A 20,106-nucleotide genomic window follows, 5' to 3' on the forward strand; every position below is an offset into this window, starting at 1 on the left:
ATTCAAAAAAACCTTGATTGGCAAGCGCCCTTTACTTTATAGGAGCGATTAGCCCTAACAATGGAGCAATAAAATACTTAGTCGGCTTTCTTGTCATTTAGATTTCCCGCAAATTTTACCATCAATAGTAAGATAAGAGGGAGTTTCTTGTCTTGACCTATAAGTTTCCCCAGAGAAGCATGACAGTTTTAATTATTGTAGCTCATCCCGACGATGAAGTCTTGGGCTGTGGTGGCACTGCCGCCGCTCTTGCCGCTCAAGGCGTTGCCGTGTACCCTTGTATCTTATCTGGTCAGGTGGATGCCCGCCGTCAGCGTCCCGATTTGCCCGATTTATTGGAAGATATTAAGGCATCTAAAACGATAATTGGTTTTAAAAGCGCAATTTTGGGTAATTTTCCGAATATACAATTTAATACGATTCCCCATCTAGAGCTAGTGCAGTTTATCGAGCAGGCCATCCAGCAAACTCAGGCAGATATTATCTTTACTCATCATCCTCACGATCTGAACAATGACCACTATCATACCTCGATCGCTTGTCAGGCAGCTGCCAGATTATTTCAGCGTCGCTCGGACTTACCCCCCTTACGGGGACTATACTTTATGGAGATTTTATCGGCGACGGATTGGTCTTTTCCCGTGCAAGGCAATAGCTTTTCTCCCGATACTTTCTTTGAAATCGGCGAAACTTGCTTGGAACAAAAAATCGAAGCCCTGCGTTCTTATCGAGGAGTGATGAGAGATTTTCCTCACCCTCGTAGCCCTGAAATCCTGACGGGTTTAGCTGCCTACCGAGGTGGACAAGCGGGAATGAAGTATGCCGAAGCCTTTCAAACTGCTTTTCAGGCTTTGACAATTGGGGGGATTAGAGGTTATACCAAGTAAAAAGTTAAAAGTAACAAAGGGAAAACTTGATCGTGTCTGGGTTTTCGCTGTTCTTTCTCTAGCTTAAATTGTGAAAGTTGGTGTTGATCTATGTATAGTTCTTACGGAAAACGTCTTTTAGATATTGTCTTAGCGGCGATCGCATTATTAATTCTATCTCCGCTCATGTTATTAACCGCCCTAGCCATTTATCTAGAGGATGGTGCTTCGCCGCTGTTTCGACAACAGCGCGTCGGCCAAGAGGGAAAATTGTTTGAACTGCTGAAGTTTCGGAGTATGGGGGTTAATGCAGCCCAAGTTCCTTCGGCGCAGGCTAATTCTTTAACGATTACTCGTATTGGCCAATTTATTCGTCGGACTAATATAGATGAACTGCCCCAGTTAATTAATATTTTACGAGGGGATATGAGTATAGTTGGCCCCCGCCCTGCCCTACCTTCTCAAACAGACCTGTGCAGCTTACGAGAGCGAAACGGCTCCACTGGTTGTAAACCGGGGTTAACGGGATTAGCACAAGTCAATTCCTACGATAATATGCCTGATTTAGAAAAGGGAGAATGGGATGGTAAGTATGCCAGTAAGATCTCCTTTTGGGGAGATGTAACTATCATTTTTAGAACCTTTGGTTATCTAACTAAAAAACCTCCAGTTTATTAAGGTCAGTTTTTATGAAATTTGCTTTTGTTACCTGTGTACAATTGGGTCTTGCTTGTATGGAAACCATCTACGAACAAGGTGGCAAACTAGACTTAGTGATTACTCTCAAAGATAACCTCGCTCAAGATAAATCAGGGCGGATTTATGTGGATTCTTTCTGTCAGCAGCGAGGTATAGAAGTTGTAAAAATTCGTAGTGTCAACGCTCCAGAAGTTATTCAATCCCTGCAAGAGAGAGAAATCGATTGGCTGTTCATCATTGGTTGGTCTCAAATCGCTAAACCACCAGTTCTTCAGGCAGTAAAAAGGGGTGTACTAGGAATGCACCCGACACTGCTGCCCGTAGGCCGCGGTCGCGCTTCTATTCCTTGGGCGATTATCAAAGGATTACCTGAAACAGGAGTGAGTTTATTTCAATTAGATGAAGGGGTGGATACAGGCCCGATTTTAGCCCAGGAAAAATTAGCGATCGCTGCTGATGAAACAGCAACGACTCTTTATCAACGGGTGGCGATCGCTCACCAGCAGTTGATCGGTCGCATCTGGCCAGAACTAATTAGCGATCGCTTACAACCAAGACCACAAGATGACTCTCAAGCGACTGAATGGCCTGGAAGGACTCCCGAAGATGGGCAAATTTACCCGACGATGACCGTCACCGAGGTGGACCGTCTGGTGCGTGCCACCACCCATCCCTATCCAGGGGCATTCTGGAAAGAACAAGACCAAATGATCAGAATCTGGCGTGGTGCGATCGGGAAATCCGCACAACCGCAACCCCCTAACAGCCGGCGCTTGTATCTAAGCGATGGTGTTTTTGATGCTATAGACTATGAGAGCCTGAGTTCGACATAAATAACACCCCTAATTCTGCCCTGGGCTAAAACGTTGTTTAATCAGGGCAACCACCAGAAAACTAATCAGAAAACTGATGACTGAGAGTAGGGGTAATAACATAGGGATTTTTGCGCTCAGATTAATTATCGATCCTACGCTGTTCGGTGACAAAAAGTGCAGATATTGCCCTCGTGGTTTTAGTCAGTGTCAGCATCGCACTTCAACAGCTAAGGCGCTCTGAAGTTTGGGGGATATTAGCAGAAATTTTAGGTTTAACTTACTCTCGATCGCTTTTCACCTGACTGATGCGACGAACGTTTAAAACATCGCTCATCAGCTTAATTTGAGTAACACAGCGTTCAAATTGTTGCAGGTCTTTTACTTCAATTTTCAGGGAAATTAAAGCGGGTTTACCGAAATTAGTCTTAACTCCGGCATTGCGAACGTTAATATTTTGGTCACTTAAACGAGAGAGAATATCTTTTAAAACCCCGACGCGATCGATCACTTCAATCTGAATATTTACTGGATAAGTTTGATAACGTCCCTGGTCATCTATAGGGTTCCAACTAACAGGAATTAAGCGTTCAGCTTCGGCTTTTTCCACATTCGAGCAGCCCTGACGGTGAATAACAATACCTTCCCCCGCATGGGCAACTATACCAGTAATATTTTCTCCGGGTAAAGGACAACAACAACCGGCCAAACGATAGACTAATCCCTCCACACCGGCGATCGGTGATTTACTGACGGGTAAAGCCCTTTGAACGGGAGAAGGTGGTAGAATCAATTGGGAATCAGTCAGGACATCGGGCGGATTTTTGACCGTTAAAATTTCCTGTTGATTTTTAACTGTTTCTTGCAGACGATTAACCACATTTTTTAGGGTAACTTCGCCGTAACCCAAAGCCGCCAATAAATCATCTACTGCCACATAATTGCACTGTTTAGCCACCGATTGCATTCGTTCTGATTTCAGCAGGGCATCGAAGCCAGTTTTCCCCAATTCTTTCTCTAATAAATCACGACCTCGGCTAATATTTTCTTCTCGGCGCGATTTTTTGTACCATTGCCGGATGCGATTTCTGGCGCTAGGAGTAACGACAAAATTTAACCAATCTAAACTAGGGTGACTATTTTTGCTGGTGAGAATTTCCACCAGATCACCATTTTGCAAGGGAGCATCAAGAACTGACCATTTACCATTAATTCTTGCCCCTTTCATCTGATTACCTACTTCGCTATGAATATGATAGGCAAAATCTACCGGTGTTGCACCTTGGGCCAGAGCCACCACATCACCTTTGGGGGTGAAAACATAGATATCTTCTTCAAAGAAATTATTTTTGAGGCCATCCATGTATTCTTGGCCATCTTTAAGGTCTTTTTGCCAGTCGAGCAGATTACGCAGCCAAGCGAATTTTTCATCCGCGGCGGTTAAAGTTGTTTGACTAGAACCGGTTTCTTTATACTTCCAATGGGCTGCAATCCCGTATTCAGCAACATGGTGCATTTCTAGGGTGCGAATCTGCACTTCTAGGGGACGGGCATTTAAACCAACAACGGTGGTATGGAGAGATTGATAACGGTTAGCTTTTGGTAAACCGATATAGTCTTTAAAACGGTTGGGAATCGGAGTAAATTGGTCGTGAACTACGGCTAAACAACGATAACATTCCTCTTTAGTTTCGACGATAATGCGGACGGCGGCAATATCATAAATCTGCTCGAATTCTTTACCCTGATTGTGCATTTTATGATAGATGCCGTAGAGATGTTTGGGGCGACCCTGTAAATCAAGAACTTTTATGCCAATTTCTTGCAATTTTTCCCGCAATGTGTTAACAACTGTTTCGATGCGGGACTCTCGATCGATACGTTTTTCCGATACCAATAACTGTACGGTGCGATAAGCATCGGGTTCGAGGTATTTAAAGCATAAATCCTCTAATTCCCATTTAAATCGCCCAATCCCTAAACGGTTAGCCAGAGGAGCAAAGATTTCTCTAGTTTCGAGGGCGATGCGTTGCTGCTGTTGCGGGTTGAGGTGTTCGAGGGTTTGCATATTGTGCAGGCGATCGGCTAATTTGACCACGATGACGCGGATATCTTGAGCCATCGCCAGGAACATTCGGCGAAAATTCTCCGCTTGCCGTTCAGTTTTGCTAGAAAAGTTGAATTTGGAGAGTTTTGTCACCGCTTCCACCAAATTACGCACCTCAACACCGAATCTAGCCTCGATTTCTTCGGGGGTGACTTCCGTATCTTCCACCACATCGTGAAGGAATCCCGCCGCGATCATGGCCCCATCACCCCCCAGATCCCGCAGTAATCCCGCTACAGCTATGGGATGGGCGATATAGGGTTCCCCGGATTTGCGATACTGGCCCTCGTGGAGTTTGTAGGCGAAATTAAAGGCCCGACAGATTAAATCGCTATCGGGATTCTGGGGGTCGTTTTCGTAGGTAATTAGGCATTCTTGCAGCCAATCGGGTAAAACTAACGCTTTTTTCGGTTTCGTGGCCCGGGGAAGGGCGGTGAGGGTTTCTGGTTGGGTGGCAGTGATGGCGTTCATGGTTGGATCGGGGGGATAATAGGGGTGGTGGAGACGGATAACTAGAAAATTATTAGGCCGAAGGGATGCCAGATTACTTAACTCTCTAACACTGGCATCGGATCGATCGGCGAAAAGGATGCGATTCTTTTAAGTTTTTGTCTCTGGTTGGGAGGAGAGAGGACTTGCAACCGTGACGGCAAATCGTTAATCTTATGTAACAAATTCTAACGCGCTTTGTATTGGATGCTACCGACAAATTACCATCAAGCCTACAAATCTTTGTTAAGAAAACTGGAGGATTTCAGTCTTGCCCTTCTGGATGGGGATGCTTCCACGGGGTTACAATCTTTTCAAGCTTTACAAACCTGTCTAGAAGGGGAGATATTGTCACTAAATGATGACAATTTCAGCCCCGAAGTGGCTAATCGTTGGCGCACAGTCCAGACGGAACTATATCGATCGTGGCGATTGCTGGAGACGGACTGGTTATTTTTGGCCTCAGCGCGGCAAGGACGGGAGAAACGTTTACAGATAATTAGCGAGCGAGTGGCGACTTTAAAGGGGTATTGTCAGGTTTTGTTAGGGGCAGTTGTCGATTAGTGATTAAATGCTCGATCGCCGTTTGTGTGGCATACTTGACCCTAAGTAGGTAGGCGTTAAAAATTATCAGATGCCCCCCTTATCAAGGGGGATCCCCCCGCCTATCGGCACCCCCCTTATCAAGGGGGGCAGGGGGGATCGGCACCCCCCTTATCAAGGGGGGCAGGGGGGATCGGCACCCCCCTTATCAAGGGGGGACTAAGGGGGGATCAGAGGCAAAATCTATCTTCGATTTAATTATAACTACTTACTTAAGTCCTAACTTTTATCGTTACCGATCACGTCATGTTGGAAATCAAAGACCTAAAAATTGCCTACCCGACCGAATTAAGTTCTCCCTCTTGGGCGATCGATGGGGTATCTTTGAGTATAGGCAAAGGGGAAACTCTGGGATTAGTGGGTGAATCTGGTTGTGGAAAATCGACCATCGGTAAGGCTATTTTAAGGTTATTACCTAATCGCACTCACGTGGAAGGTGAGATTACCTTTGAAGGGCGATCGCTTTTATCTTTATCTAGCAAACAGTTGGAAAAGTTTCGCGGGGAAGCGGTGGGATTAGTCTTTCAAGATCCGATGACGCGACTGGATCCGCTGATGACTATTGGCGATCATTGTGTGGAAACTTTGCAAGCTCATCGACGAAATTTAACCTATCGTCAAGCTAAAAGTCAAGCTTGTACTGTCCTAGAAAAAGTAAAAATTCCCGCTAATCGTTGGTCCCAATATCCTCACGAATTTAGCGGAGGAATGCGGCAAAGAGTGGCCATTGCTTTAGCTTTATTATTAAACCCTAAGTTAATTATTGCCGATGAACCCACCACCAGTTTAGATGTGACGGTTTCGGCGGAAATTCTGCGGGAATTAAAGCGTTTATGTAGCGAGGAACAGATGGGATTATTGTTAATTTCCCATGATTTAGCGCTGGTGGGAGAATATTGCGATCAATTAGCGGTGATGAAGGGGGGCAAAATTGTCGAATCGGGAGCGGTAAAAACAGTTTTTAATACACCTCAACACCCCTACACTCGTTCTCTTTTAGCCGCCGCTTTACACCTACAGTTACGGGAGGAAAAATCAACAGCAATTCAAGGTAAAGAAACGGTGTTAAAGGTGGATAATTTAAAACAGTATTATACCCTAGAAGGTAACTTTTTAGATGGTTTTTTCAAAAAAGAAAAGAAATTTATTAAAGCGGTGGATGAAGTCAATTTTGAACTGTATCGAGGGGAAATATTCGGTTTAGTTGGGGAGTCGGGGTGTGGGAAAAGTACCCTATCGCGAACCCTATTACAGTTAATTAAACCCACCGGGGGAAAAGTGGAATTTTTAGGAGAAGACTTAACCCCTTTGTCGGGGGAAAAAATGCGTCCCAAACGACGCTTAATGCAGATGATTTTTCAGGATCCCCTCGCTTGTCTCAATCCTTTAATGACTGTGGGAGAAAGTATCGCTGATCCGCTTTTTATCCATCAAAAAGTTAATCTAGAAACGGCTAAAAAACAGGTTTTGGAAATGTTAGATCGAGTCGGTTTGACACCGGTAGAGGAATTTTATCGACGCTATCCTAGAGAGTTATCGGGGGGACAACAGCAAAGGGTAGCCATTGCTCGCGCTTTAATTACTCGTCCAGAATTAGTTATTTGTGATGAACCGGTTAGTATGCTCGATGCTAGTGTTCAGACACAGGTTTTAGAGTTAATGTTAGAGTTACAAAAGTTATTTAATCTAACTTATTTATTTATAACTCATGATCTTTGGTTAGCGAGATTCCTCTGCGATCGAATTGCGGTGATGACTGCGGGTAAAATAGTTGAAATGGGTGACACTGAACAGATTTTTAGCCATCCCCAACACCCCTACACCCAAAAATTAATCGCCGCAGCCCCGAGAATTTATCCCGACAGCAACTAAAATCGCTCTAGGGGTTTATAATTGTTATTGTCTAGATATGGTTAGGAAAGACAAAATGGCCAGACAACTTCAGATAACTCTCCCTGAAGATACCATGCAACTTCTCGATCGATGGTTGGTGAGTAGTGATTATCCTGAAAAAGAATATAATAATTTAATTAATGAAGCGATTAAATTATATATTATGGAACCACAGAGAAACTACCTCAAGCAACAATTAAAGGAAGGAGCTATTGTTAGAGCAGAAAGAGATTTAAATTTAGCACAAGATTGGTTTTCTCCAGAGGAGTATTTATGGTAATAATGATTATTTTCAAAGTTAAAAAACTGCTGAAAAAATTTGTCTTTAGTCTCCAGGAGGAAGGATGGAAACCAGCACTGAAAAAGACGAAACGAAAAATTATCAAAATTCTCACAGGAAAGAGTTCCTCTGAATTTGAAGAACAGGTGATCGAAAGTGCTAAACTAGCTGAACCCCGACCCCTAGAAATTGCCAGTAGTGATGATCCTTTAGTCTCGATTATTATTCCTGCTTATAACCAATTTGCCTACACCTTTAACTGTTTGGAATCCTTGAGTGTTAACTTAAGTTCTGATTTAGCTTATGAAATAATCATTGTTAATGATGCTTCCACTGATGACACCTTAGAACAATTAGCCACTTTAGTTAAAGGAATTAAAGTATTAACTAATGCAGAGAACTCTGGTTTTATTCGTTCCTGTAATTATGGAGCTAGTCAAGCAAAAGGTCAATACCTATATTTTCTCAATAACGACACTCGTATTCTGGAAAATTGTCTAGAAAGTTTATTAAAATTAATTGTCAATAATCCCCAAGTTGGTGCGGTGGGTTCTAAGTTAATTTATGCTAATAGTAAACAACAAGAAGCGGGGGGAATTATCTGGAATTCTGCCGATGGTTGGAATTATGGACGCTTAGATAGTCCCGATGAACCAGAATATAATTATGTGCGTCCCGTGGACTATTGTTCGGGGGCCAGTTTATTAGTTCCTACGGAATTATTTAAGCAATTAGGTGGTTTTTCTCAAGACTTTATCCCCGCATATTACGAAGATACAGACTTATGTTTTGCCATCCGAGAATTGGGTTATCAAGTCCTCTATCAACCCCAATCTAACGTCATTCACTACGAAGGAATCACCTCGGGAACAGACCTTTCCAGTGGGATCAAACAATATCAAGTTATTAATCAAACTAAGTTTCGAGAAAAATGGTCAAAGGTATTAACTAAACACCTGGATAACGATGCTAATAATGTACCGAAAGCTGCCCGACGTTTACAAGGAAAACCGACAATTTTAGTCATTGACTCCTACGTTCCACTATACGATCGAGAATCCGGCTGTGTGCGTTTATTAAATATTCTTAAGCTACTGCTCAATTTAGGCTATTCAGTGATTTTCTTTCCCGATAATGGCTATCCTGAACAACCCTATACTTCCGTCCTACAACAGCTGGGAATTGAGGTTATTTATGGCACACCGCAAAGATATAATCTAGAAGAAAAATTAATCAAATATTTACCTCTGATCGATGGAGTTTGGTTGTGTCGTCCCGAATTGTGCGATAAGTATATGGACTTAATTCGCTTAAAAACAAAAGTGCCAATTATTTATGATACAATTGACCTGCATTTTCTGCGTTTAAAACGGCAAAAAGACTATCTCGATCCCAGTTATCAAAATACTAGCTGGAGTTGGGAAACCTATCAGAAATTAGAGTTAAACTATGCTAATCAAGCGGAAGCAACCGTGGTAGTAACGGAAGACGAAAAGCAAGTTTTATCCTCTTTAGGAGTGAAAAATGTTTGGGTAATCCCCAATATCCATGAAGAAATTTACCTGTCAGAAAAAGTTGCTTTTGACCAGCGATCGGGTTTAGTATTTATTGGTAGCTACAATCACCCTCCTAATATTGATGCAGTTAAGTGGTTATGTTTAGAAATTATGCCCTTAGTTTGGGCATCCCGTCCCGATATTACCGTTAATTTATTGGGAAGTAACCTCAAGGATGAAGTGAAAGAATTAGCCAGTGATAAAGTAGTTGTCACCGGTTATGTTCCCGAAGTAGAACCCTATTTTCAAAAGAGTCGTGTTTTTGTCGCTCCCCTGCGATTTGGTGCGGGAATGAAGGGTAAAATAGGTCAAAGTCTTTCCCTAGGATTACCCACTATTACCACAAGAATTGGTGCCGAAGGTATGGGATTAATTGACCACCAGGATGTTTTAATTGCCGATACTGCCGAGGAATTTGCCCAAGCAGTGATCGAACTCTATGATAATAGGGAATTGTGGCAAAAACTCGCTGATAATTCCCTAGAAACTATTAAGAGATACCAACCCGCTACCGTGCAAACTAACCTACAAGCTTTGTTATCTAATCTAGGAATTATTGCTAAGGATAGTTAACAAGAAAAAAGCTCATTTCTCCCACAGGTCTATTCTATGTCACCAAAATCAACTCTAGAATCAGCAATTTTGCAGAGTTAAAAACCTATTGAGAAAGTCGGAGTTTTCTAGAAGTAGTTCCCGACTATAACCCCCTCACTTCTCTCGAAAAATTTGGCAAGAAAAACTCAAAAACTTGGCAATTAATACCCGTTTATTTCTGATTAACGACTCCTTTCTCCTTGAAAAAATATGCCAACTTATCCTGATATCTCCAGTCAAGCTTTTAAACATCCCCTAGATCAGCAAGCTGAACAGACCTTAAGATCAGTTCCGGGGTTTGATTTATTAGCGAAAAGTTTTTCCGAATATCTCTATGAACGTCCCCAACAAATTTTATTAATGGGCAATGATCTAAAAGTCGGCCCGCGTCAATACGCCACTTTATACGGCATCTATCGCGAATGTCTGCGGGATTTGGATATGTTCCCAGAACCGAATCTTTATGTCAGTCAAAACCCTTTAGCCAATGCCTATTCTTTGGGGTCAGAACATCCCTATATAGTCTTTAATACTGCTCTTTTAGACCTCTTAGATGAAGAAGAAATTCGAGTAATTCTTGCCCACGAATTAGGTCATTTAAAATGCGATCATAGTATTTTGATTCAAATGTCTTTTTGGGTGATGGGGGCGGCTAATTTTCTTGGGGACATCACTTTAGGACTAGGAAAAGCCATTACTACTGGTCTAGTTTATGCCTTTTATGAATGGCGCAGAAAAGCCGAATTATCGGCAGACAGGGCCGCTTTATTAGTTACCGATGATTTAAATTTAGTCCTGAGAACTTTAATGAAATGTGCAGGAGGAAGCCAAAAATACCTGCATGAATGCAACTTAGAAGAATTTATTCGCCAAGGAGAAGCCTATCGACAATTAGACCAAGATAACTTAAACCAGATTTATAAATTTATCATTTATAATGGTGGGAATGGTTCCTTTTTAACTCATCCTTTTTCCGTGGAAAGAATCCAGTATCTACAGCAATGGTTTAACTCGGAATCCTATCGTCAAATTCGCCAGGGAAACTATGCCCAAATAGGGGTAAAAAGCTCAATTAATGTTGATGCTAATGATAGCGAAAGCGAAAGATTGCAGCGACAAATAGCAGAACTACAAGCACAAATTGAACGGGCAAAAAGACAAAGAAACCACGAATAATCTATAAAAGTCCATAACTCAGCCAAATCAGCCAAATTAACGGAAAAAGTCGCTCTTGCTGGGTTAGCAGTCCATAAGCCACCAAAATTACTAACTAGGGCTGGCTGAATAAATCTAAAACCCTTCTTGGATAAGACTTTTAGACTTTTTTTCCATCAAAAAGTGCTGGACATTGCAGTGGTCGGGGGGAAATTTTCGCTACTTTTTCCCTGAAAATGGGTAAAACCCCACACCCCACACCCTTTACTGATCACTGAAAATTCCCTCGCCTGTGTTTTGCCGATTTGGTGGGTACAATAGAGATATCGGGGACCGAAGCAATTCTCCCTACGATGATCCATAAACACTTACCCCCACTCTCTTTTTTTTGTTCTACTGCCCATGCTCCAAGATACCCAATCCATTCGTTACTATCAAAGACTAACCGATGACATGGTGGATCTTTGGCACCGTGGCTCGCGTTTTGATGAGATCCGGCTATACGTTGAAGGCTATTTAGCCTGTTTACGCGATTCTAGTTCCATAGAACCCTATCTGATTCATCGTCTCGAAGAAGAAATATTTCGTTTTCTGCGAGATCCTTCTAATTTTGAATATCTCTCCCCCCAAACCCAAACCCAAACTGAAGCAGATTATGGCTATTATTAACCCCATCTCGGGTTAAGGGAATTTGGCCATCAGTTCCGCAAAAAAAATCGGATTGACTCGCGAGAATCGCCCCGGGATTAGACCTCTTGCATAGAGAAGAATTCAGGAGTTAGGAGTCGGGAGACAGGGGATTTTTAGCAGATGTCTACTGAGCTTGACAGGAACGAGATTCGGTCATCTGTAGAACAATAGTATCGATCGCTTTCACCAGAGCCTGTCCGGAAACCCGTTGATTATTAACGATAATGCTAAATAACATCGGTCCTTGCTGGGGGTTTTCTAGATAACCCGATAGGGCCCGCACACCGGTGAGAGTGCCAGTTTTAGCGTAAACTGTGCCAGTAGCGGCCGTCTGACGCATTCGGTTTCTCAGGGTGCCACTAATTCCCGCTACCGGTAAGGAAGCATAGAAAGTATCGCGATTAGGAGAATAATACATCACCCGCAAAATTTCCACGATCGAGCGGGGAGTAGCATTATTACGGCGGGATAATCCCGAACCATCAGCTAAACGAAAACCACTGGGATCGATGCCCAATTGTGCCAAGATGGCAGTAACACTTTTAGAACCGCCGATAAAGCGAAAAAGAGTGTCAGCGTAGAAATTATTACTTCTCTGATTAGTGATATTCACCCAATCGCGCAGGGATTTTTTTTGAATTGTCGTTTCCGGGTTCATCGCTTGTAAAGCGGCAGCCGTGGTAAATAACTTTGTATTAGAAGCAGGGATAAAATAGCGATCGGCGTTATGACTATAAATAACCGTTTGGCGATCGATAGATTCGATTAATATACCCCACTGATTGGGAGCTTGACTGATAATTTTATCGATATTTGCCCCAATCAATTGAGTACAGGTATTATTATTGGTGTTATTGTTTTCTGGCGGGGGAACGTATAATTCGATGGATTCGTTCGACGAGGAAGGAGCGGGATAAACAGACAGATTAACTTGAGCGATGCTGGGGTAAGCCAAGGCGATAGTGGCTACACTGGCCACTGTCAGGGAATTGAGGCAATTGAGGAGTTGTTTCATGCTGTGTTTGTGTAAGCGTTCGCACTATTGTACCAGTTGCCGCTCAAGTGTCAACGTTATCTGTCTAACAGATTTTAGCCGCTAATGCACACCAATGCCAGAGAAGAAAGCTGGCAATAGCCCAGAACTGCACTGATACCGCTTCTCAACACCAGTTGGAATTTTTCTGGGTTCCAAAACTGGGCTATTTTGATACCGTTGACATTACTGCTGACAATTTGGGGATAATAAAGGCAAAGTGTCGGAGAGATGATTCCAAAACAATGACGAATACCAGCCGTCAAACGGTGCTAGAGACGTTAAACTTACAAAAAACTTATCGGACGGGATTCTGGTTAAATAAGAAAATCGAATCCTTGAAAAACTGTACTTTAATTGTCCATGAGGGCGAAACCTTTGGATTATTAGGCCCGAACGGGGCCGGCAAAACCACACTCTTAAAAACCCTTTTGGGGATTGTCCGACCCACTTCTGGACGGGCCTTGATTCTCGGTCAGCCAATTGGCGATCGCTCGGTCAGGCAACGCATCGGCTATCTTCCTGAAAATGCCTACTACTACGACTATCTCACCGGCTGGGAATTCCTGCAATTAATCGCCAGCATTTTTAAGATTCCCTCTTCTGTGCAGAAAAAACGCATTCCTGAATTATTGGATTTAGTGGGATTAGACCGCAAAACTGCCCAGAAAAAGCAATTGCGTCAATATTCTAAGGGTATGATGCAACGGATCGGTATAGCTCAAGCATTAATCAATGATCCAGAATTAGTCTTTCTCGATGAACCGATGTCGGGACTGGACCCTATCGGTCGCTATCAGGTGCGAGAAATTATTCAATCCCTCAAACAACAGGGGAAAACCATCTTTTTTAACTCTCATATTCTCTCCGATGTGGAACAAATTTGCGATCGCATTGCCCTGTTGGCCCGGGGAGAATTACTCTGTGTCGGTTCCCTCGACCAAATTCTCGGTCGTGCTGATGTCTATCAGGTGATTGTTCAAGGTGGTAGGGAGGATCAACTAGAGCAATGGATACTCGGTTTACATTGGCGCGATAATTTTTGGCACGGACAACTACAGGGAGAACCCGATGCTTTTCTGGCTGCCCTGTCTAGTATGGATGTTCGCTTGATCAGTCTTAATTTAGCTCGTGCTTCCCTAGAAGAATTTTTTATCGACCAATTACGTCAGCGCGGTATTACCTCTAGTCAATAGGCACTCTCAGAGCAAATCCGTTTTTAATAGTAGCCAAGAAACATCCTCTCAGATTTGGTCAGGATTAATGCCCAATTCCCGCAGTTTATTGGCTAATCTTTCCGCTCGTTGTTTTTCCTCGTTATAGCTGGTGAAAGCTTGTCCATCGGGATAAAAAAGCAACATTTCTGGTTCCCCCAACTGAAAACGAATACCTAAACGGGGACTAACCCAATTATCGAGAGTTTCCAGAATTTCTAGCTGATTTTCCCCTCTTATCCAACCACTGGCATCATTTTTATGGGGATCATAAAGATAATACTCCTCGACCCCATAACGGTCATAAAATAGCTGTTTTTTGGCCATTTCCGTGAGGGTGTTACCCGGAGAGAGGATTTCAAAAACCACCTGGGGACTAATGTTATTTTCTAGCCATTGTCGATAGGAACCTCTTTCCCCTTTTGGTCTTCCAAAAACCACCATGATATCTGGCGCTTGACGCAGTTTATTATCATTTTCCACGGGATACCAAAGTAAATCCCCCGCAACAAAGACATCAGACTGCTCGCGAAATAGCCAGTCTAAATTAGTTTTAATTGTCGTAATCCAACGAAATTGTAGGGTATTATCGGCCATGGGTTGACTATCGCTATCGGGGTAGATAATTTCAGTGACGTTAGTTTTATCTAGTTGCGAAACCATAAGACTAAGTTAAAAGGGAAAAATATAATTCTATAATAGCGGGCATTTGTATTATATAGCAATTTGTCGGCTGGGTTAGCAATGCGTAACCAACCGCCAGGATCCTAGACAGTGCCAAATTGCTGTGTTAGAGTGATAAATACTAGGAATAATAGTCAATCTTCCTATACTAGCCCCTATGCAAGCATCGGTAGTTACTCTTCAAGAAATTATTCAAGGCAACACACAATATATAATTCCACTATTTCAGCGCACTTATAGTTGGAAAAAGAAAGATTGGGAAGATTTATGGGATGACATAAGCTATTTATACGGTCAAGAAAACCCTCGTCCCCATTTTATGGGTTCGATAGTTAAAACTCAAGTTTCGCCTAACTCCGGCGTGGTCAATAAATATCTGCTAATTGATGGACAGCAACGTTTAACGACTATTTTTCTGCTCTTTGCTGCTTTGCGAGACGTAGCGAAAGACCAACAAGAACAGGATTTAAGCGCAGAAATTGACAAAACATTTCTTGTTAATCCCTTTAAAAAAGGTTCTGATTACTTTAAAATTCAACCTACTCAGTTAGACCTAGAATATTTTCAGTCTGTAATCCGTGGCAAAATCATCGACAAAGAAAATACCATATCCCAGTGTTATTTCTTTTTTAAAAGAAAGATTAATGAACAATCATATTCGTTAGCTAAACTAACAGAAGTTATCTGTAATCACTTATCTTTGGTCAATATAACTCTTGGTAATGACGACGATCCCTACCTAGTATTTGAAAGTTTGAATGCCACGGGGCAGCCTTTAACTGAGGCCGATTTAATTCGTAATCATTTATTTATGAACGTTCGTCAAGAGGAGCAACAGACACTATATGATAGATACTGGCTGCCGATGCAGGAAAAATTAGGAGATAATTTAACAGAATTTATCCGTCACTATTTGTCAAAAAGTGGGGCAGAAATTAGAAATAACGAAATTTATTCTGCCTTTAAAAATAAACTAGCTGATAATAATCCCGCTCTCTATATAGAGGACTTATATACATTTTCCATGTATTATGCCAAACTAATCACTCCCAAGCTGGAAAATAATTCTGGCATTCGTAAATATCTCGATTCTTTCCAAGGTCTAGAGGTCTCTACTATCTATACATTTCTTTTAAATTGTTATGATGACTGGGGAAATAGCAAATTATCTGAAAAGGACTTTATAGAGGTTTTAAAAACCCTTGAAAACTTTCTTGTCCGTCGTTTTGTTTGTGGTATTCAGACCCGCGGACTTAATAAAACTTTTGCTTTACTATATTCCCAAGTTCAGAAAGATGCTGCTTTAAACTCTGAACCTTTTATTAAAAGATTAAAAATCTCTCTTCAAAAGAAAGACTACCCAAAAGATAATGATTTTAAAGAAAAGTTAATAACCATCAAACTATACGGAGGAAATCGCAGCGAAAAAGCGAAAATTATTCTCGGTGCGATCGAAGAATCTTTTGGTCATCGAGAAACTGTAGATTTAAGTGATTCTCGCCTGACTATTGAACATATTATGCCGCAAAAATTAAATGATAAGTGGAGGGATTATTTAGGAACAGATGCAGATATTACCCATCAACTTCTTGTGCATACTTTAGGTAATTTAACCCTGACGGCTTATAATGGAGAACTGGCGGATAAAGATTTTTCTCACAAGAAAGAAGAACTCCATAAAAGCCATCTCGAAATCAATAAATACTTTGATAGTATTAACTCATGGCAAAAAGAAGATATCGAACAACGTGCTGAATATTTGTCCGACCGTGTTATAAAAATTTGGAGTTATTTTGGCGATGATTCGCTGCCGGTCAATGAAACTGCATCTGTCAAGGATACAAAACCCAAAAAACTAATTATTCGTGGTAAACAACAAACAGTTAAAACTTGGAAAGATGTACTAATTTGTACTCTGAATACTCTCTACGATCTAGACCCTGAAAAGTTTCAAGAGATTGTGCTAGAGTTTCCTCGCTTTTTATCGAAAGATGATACAAAATTTCGCCGACCTCAAAAACTTGAAAATAATGTTTTTATAGTAGAAACTAATTTCTCGGCCAAAGATATCTACTATTTTTGTGTAAAAGTAGTAGAAACTATGGGATTATCCTCAGAGGATTGGTCAGTCGAGAGAGAACCTAAATAATCACTCCACCATCTCTTGACAAATCGCATTAATTAATTATATATTACTATATCTCGCTCCATCCTGATATTTTTCTGAAGCTAGAAGGGTATATTAAGAGAGATTCCGATCACCGCTTATTGAGATAAATCTATTATGCTGATTTACTTTATTCATGGAGTGGCCACAAGAGACGCTAGTTATGCCAATAAATTAATTAAACTAATTGAAGAAGAATGTAAACGCAAAAATCAGATTATTCCCTACTGTTATGCAGGATTTTGGGGAAATGTTCTCAAAGGAACCGAAAAATTATGGCGAGATATAGACCAAGAATTACAGACACAAAAACAGAAAAATAGTAATTTTAACCCCGAGCAATCCTTTCGCTATCAAAATTTTAGAAAAGAGTATTTATCTTATTTTATCGGTGACGCATTTAGCTATTTAGGCAGCGATCGAGGAAAACAAATTCGCCGCATTATTGCCGACCAATTAATCGATCTTGTTCAAGCTTATCCCCAGGAAACCGAATTACATATAGTCGCCCATTCTTTGGGTACTGTAATCCTTTGGGATCTGTTATTTTCTGAGCGTTTTGATCCTAAAGATTCCGCTCATGAAATTCGTGATCTTATCGGTAAAGAACGGGGCAAAGTTTCCCTATCTAGTGTAACAACAATGGGTTCACCGATCCCATTTTTAAATTTAACTTTAGGCATTGATACCAATCAAATTGAAAAATTTATTAGCCAGCATCAAGGCCAGCGTTTGCGCTGGAATAATCTGATCAATTCCTCCGATATTATTGCTTATCCAATTCGTCCTCTTTTTGATTCTATAAACGATGTATCCAAGATTTTGATAAGCGATTATTATCTAGAAGCGACCAGCAATATTTTTGATTCTGTAGAAATTGCTGCCGTTGTCTTAAATTCCCTTAATGCTCATACCTATTACCTAGCATCAGATAAAGTGGCTAAAAATATCGTAGAGACAATTTATTTTAATCAGCAGGATTATAATCATGGTAATAGTTACAGTCATAACACTTGTGTTGCTCTTGCCATAGAAAGAATAGCCAAAATATCTGGGGTGACTAAAGATGTGGTAAAAATGAAACCTTTAAAAGAAAAAATATTACTAGAAGGTAAATTCAAAGATGCCAGTGGTTATATTTATTTAAGCTCAGATTTATATCGTGTGCATCATGTTTATATACAGGACAATCATCAAAATATTGTATATGCTGTATATGTGGGTTGGATTCATGTAGAGGGACTGAAAAATTCTGTCACCGAAATCATCAGACAGCTATGTTATGTCAACGATGAAGCAAAGAATAGCTAATAGCTGCGCTATACTGCCATTATTGAGATTAAACCAGCATTTATGAATCAATCCCCCCGTATTCTAGCACTCGATTTTGATGGTGTTCTTTGTGATGGCATGATCGAGTATTTTCAGATTAGCAAACGCACCTATGAAACCCTTTGGCCGGAAATAATTCCCGAGGATTTTTTCCCGAGGTTTTCGCAACTTCGTCCCGTTATCGAAACCGGTTGGGAAATGCCTTTACTGTTGCGATCGCTCGTTCTCGATATTCCCGACGAGGAAGCTTTAAATAATTGGCCGTTAATTCGGCAAAATCTGCTAGAAAGGGAGAAAATAGCGAAAAAAGTTCTCTCAAATGCTCTCGATGGTCTTAGGGATCAATGGATTGAGTCGGATCTAGAGTCTTGGTTAACTTTACACCGATTTTATCAACCCGCGATCGATCGCCTGGACTCTCTTTTAGACTCGGATTTTTTGGTTTATATTATCACTACAAAAGAAAGTCGTTTTGTCAAGCAATTGTTACAAAAAGTAGCAATTAATTTTCCCGCAGCGAGATTAATTGGCAAGGAAATTAAACAGCCAAAATACCTGACTATTCAGCAAATACTGGCTAATTTACCCGAATCTCCCGCTAATTTGTGGTTTGTCGAGGATCGTCTCGATGCGTTGGAATTAGTGGAGCAACAAGCAGATTTAAAGGATGTGGGCTTATATTTAGCCGATTGGGGATATAATACGGCTCAAATGCGCCAAAAAGTTGCTCAAGATACCCGCATTAAACTGTTATCCCTATCTCAATTTGCGGCAGACTTTACCCACTGGTAGAGTCAGTGACGAGGAATATTAAAACTTCCCCCATTACCCCATGAGCATTGTTAAGCTTTCTTTATACACTTGTACTAATTGTCAATTTCTTCTACAATGGTCATAGGTCGATATTCCAAAAATTTTGTGGAGCTATGATTGACTGCCTGACTGTGGCTCGCTACTTTATTATCAGAGCTTACGAGGATGGTATAGACGCTGAAATGACTAATATGAAAGTCCAAAAGCTTTTATATTATGCACAGAGCTTGCATTTGGCCCTATACGATGAACCATTGTTTAAGGAGGAAATTCAAGCATGGCGTTACGGTCCGGTTTGTCCTGCTGCTTATAAGTTCTACAGTGATTTTGAGGCTAAACAATTACCAATTCCTCGCCAAGAATCCTTGTCTGGGCTGCCATCGGAGAAAAAAGAACTTTTAGAAGAAATTTGGCAATATTTCGGTAACTACCACGCCTATAGGTTGAGTGATATGACTCACGCAGAATTTCCCTGGAAAAAGGCTCGTAAAGGTCTGCCACCAGAAGAAAGTTCCACAGAGCCAATTCTCCTTGATGATATGAAAGCATTAGGTTATCAAAAGCTTGATTTGATAGAACAGGAACATCCGGCCTACAAAGCAGCCATGTCTGAAGTTTTGAAGGAAGCATTGGCGACGGAATCTTCTCATCCTATTGGGAAAGGAGAAGTGCATGACTGGCTCAATTCCCTTCTCGATTGAATCTTCTGACAACTTCGAGCGCTCTTTCAAAAAACTGGCAAAAGTTCACAAAAATAGCTTTGTTGAACTTATTGCCAAAACTTTAGAGGATTTAATCGATGACCAATATCCCCATAACTCCCGATTTTTAACCATTCCCGATGTGTTTAAATCCCTGAGAGGGGGACAAGCGAGCTAGAAGGTAGATAGGGCAAGCGATATCGCTCTTTGTCCTTTGATGTAATCCTTCAACCGATAGCGGCTAATTTGGGTTTGCTGAATAAATTTGAAATGTAGACAAAGTAAAGGTTTTGGGGCTTTTCTCGCTCCCACAGGTGCAAGATTTTGAGAGAATCGTCGTTCAAAACCTTGCGTCTTCATCGGCCCGCGTCCTGTAGGGGCGAAGCATTCGGACAATAACCTATCGGTGAAAAGGTAG

19 protein-coding genes are annotated in these 20,106 nt (G+C 41.4%); 15 read left to right on the forward strand and 4 right to left on the reverse strand.

From position 1 onward, the window contains the following. The first annotated feature begins 179 nt into the window (after positions 1-179). The 3 genes from O9323_RS16200 (at position 180) to O9323_RS16210 (ending at position 2,398) form a co-directional block, all read left to right on the forward strand. On the forward strand, positions 180-887 hold the full coding sequence (locus O9323_RS16200) for a PIG-L deacetylase family protein (RefSeq protein ID WP_288125429.1): 708 nt from the start codon (positions 180-182) through the stop codon (positions 885-887). Positions 888-977: 90 nt separating this feature from the next. Next, positions 978-1,544, forward strand: coding sequence for a sugar transferase (locus O9323_RS16205; protein WP_002738376.1), 567 nt, complete (start codon positions 978-980; stop codon positions 1,542-1,544). Positions 1,545-1,555: 11 nt separating this feature from the next. After that, positions 1,556-2,398: a formyltransferase family protein gene (locus O9323_RS16210; RefSeq protein WP_272015397.1), complete on the forward strand. Its 843-nt coding sequence runs from the start codon at positions 1,556-1,558 to the stop codon at positions 2,396-2,398. 259 nt (positions 2,399-2,657) lie between these two features. On the opposite strand, the gene O9323_RS16215 is transcribed toward O9323_RS16210, so the two are convergent. Continuing rightward, entirely contained in the window at positions 2,658-4,955 is a 2,298-nt protein-coding gene (locus O9323_RS16215; protein ID WP_002792819.1) for a RelA/SpoT family protein, read from the reverse strand. Between the two features lie 225 nt (positions 4,956-5,180). On the opposite strand from O9323_RS16215, the gene patD reads away from it, so the two are divergent. The 6 genes from patD (at position 5,181) to O9323_RS16245 (ending at position 11,723) form a co-directional block, all read left to right on the forward strand. Then, complete coding sequence (gene patD, locus O9323_RS16220; protein ID WP_004267970.1) at positions 5,181-5,537, forward strand: heterocyst frequency control protein PatD; 357 nt, start codon at positions 5,181-5,183, stop codon at positions 5,535-5,537. A gap of 285 nt (positions 5,538-5,822) precedes the next feature. Further along, entirely contained in the window at positions 5,823-7,448 is a 1,626-nt protein-coding gene (locus O9323_RS16225; protein WP_149107511.1) for a dipeptide ABC transporter ATP-binding protein, read from the forward strand. Positions 7,449-7,503: 55 nt separating this feature from the next. Further along, positions 7,504-7,749 carry a hypothetical protein gene (locus O9323_RS16230; protein WP_002778265.1) on the forward strand — a complete coding sequence of 82 codons (246 nt, stop codon included), beginning with the start codon at positions 7,504-7,506 and terminating at the stop codon, positions 7,747-7,749. Next, positions 7,743-9,878: a glycosyltransferase gene (locus O9323_RS16235; RefSeq protein WP_288125430.1), complete on the forward strand. Its 2,136-nt coding sequence runs from the start codon at positions 7,743-7,745 to the stop codon at positions 9,876-9,878. The genes O9323_RS16230 and O9323_RS16235 overlap by 7 nt, the downstream gene beginning before the upstream one ends. A gap of 231 nt (positions 9,879-10,109) precedes the next feature. Then, the gene (locus O9323_RS16240) at positions 10,110-11,075 is read left to right on the forward strand and encodes a M48 family metallopeptidase (protein WP_288125431.1); all 966 of its coding nucleotides are present in this window, start codon (positions 10,110-10,112) and stop codon (positions 11,073-11,075) included. Between the two features lie 381 nt (positions 11,076-11,456). Beyond that, on the forward strand, positions 11,457-11,723 hold the full coding sequence (locus O9323_RS16245) for a DUF6761 family protein (RefSeq protein ID WP_002739044.1): 267 nt from the start codon (positions 11,457-11,459) through the stop codon (positions 11,721-11,723). A gap of 145 nt (positions 11,724-11,868) precedes the next feature. Here the strand turns inward: O9323_RS16245 and dacB are convergent, their stop codons facing one another. Further along, positions 11,869-12,759 carry a D-alanyl-D-alanine carboxypeptidase/D-alanyl-D-alanine endopeptidase gene (gene dacB / locus O9323_RS16250; RefSeq protein WP_002778261.1) on the reverse strand — a complete coding sequence of 297 codons (891 nt, stop codon included), beginning with the start codon at positions 12,757-12,759 and terminating at the stop codon, positions 11,869-11,871. A 263-nt stretch (positions 12,760-13,022) separates the two neighbouring features. Here dacB and O9323_RS16255 point away from each other — a divergent pair, with 263 nt between their 5' ends. Beyond that, positions 13,023-13,973, forward strand: a complete 951-nt coding sequence (locus O9323_RS16255) for an ABC transporter ATP-binding protein (protein ID WP_002755410.1) — start codon at positions 13,023-13,025, stop codon at positions 13,971-13,973. Positions 13,974-14,021: 48 nt separating this feature from the next. Here the strand turns inward: O9323_RS16255 and O9323_RS16260 are convergent, their stop codons facing one another. Beyond that, positions 14,022-14,654, reverse strand: coding sequence for a Uma2 family endonuclease (locus O9323_RS16260; protein ID WP_002755412.1), 633 nt, complete (start codon positions 14,652-14,654; stop codon positions 14,022-14,024). Between the two features lie 178 nt (positions 14,655-14,832). Between O9323_RS16260 and O9323_RS16265 the strand changes: the two genes are divergently transcribed. The 5 genes from O9323_RS16265 to O9323_RS16285 all read left to right on the forward strand — a co-directional run bounded on the left by O9323_RS16265 (position 14,833) and on the right by O9323_RS16285 (position 19,866). Next, a complete protein-coding gene (locus O9323_RS16265) occupies positions 14,833-16,824 on the forward strand; it encodes a DUF262 domain-containing protein (protein WP_002755413.1) in 1,992 nt (663 codons plus the stop codon). A 135-nt stretch (positions 16,825-16,959) separates the two neighbouring features. Further along, positions 16,960-18,153: a lipase family protein gene (locus O9323_RS16270; RefSeq protein ID WP_002755414.1), complete on the forward strand. Its 1,194-nt coding sequence runs from the start codon at positions 16,960-16,962 to the stop codon at positions 18,151-18,153. A 42-nt stretch (positions 18,154-18,195) separates the two neighbouring features. Beyond that, positions 18,196-18,966: an HAD family hydrolase gene (locus tag O9323_RS16275; RefSeq protein WP_002755415.1), complete on the forward strand. Its 771-nt coding sequence runs from the start codon at positions 18,196-18,198 to the stop codon at positions 18,964-18,966. A gap of 134 nt (positions 18,967-19,100) precedes the next feature. Beyond that, positions 19,101-19,688 (forward strand): Panacea domain-containing protein, encoded by a 588-nt coding sequence (locus O9323_RS16280; protein WP_002744910.1) that lies wholly within the window; start codon positions 19,101-19,103, stop codon positions 19,686-19,688. Then, entirely contained in the window at positions 19,660-19,866 is a 207-nt protein-coding gene (locus O9323_RS16285; protein WP_002755416.1) for a hypothetical protein, read from the forward strand. Before O9323_RS16280 ends, O9323_RS16285 begins: the two co-directional genes overlap by 29 nt. On the opposite strand, the gene O9323_RS16290 is transcribed toward O9323_RS16285, so the two are convergent. Further along, positions 19,863-20,048, reverse strand: coding sequence for a hypothetical protein (locus O9323_RS16290; protein WP_288125432.1), 186 nt, complete (start codon positions 20,046-20,048; stop codon positions 19,863-19,865). The two genes, O9323_RS16285 and O9323_RS16290, sit on opposite strands and share 4 nt — an antisense overlap. Between the last annotated feature and the right edge of the window lie 58 nt (positions 20,049-20,106).

The sequence above is a fragment of the Microcystis sp. LE19-131.1A genome (assembly GCF_027532015.1).
GTDB classification, from domain to species: Bacteria; Cyanobacteriota; Cyanobacteriia; order Cyanobacteriales; family Microcystaceae; genus Microcystis; species Microcystis ichthyoblabe_A.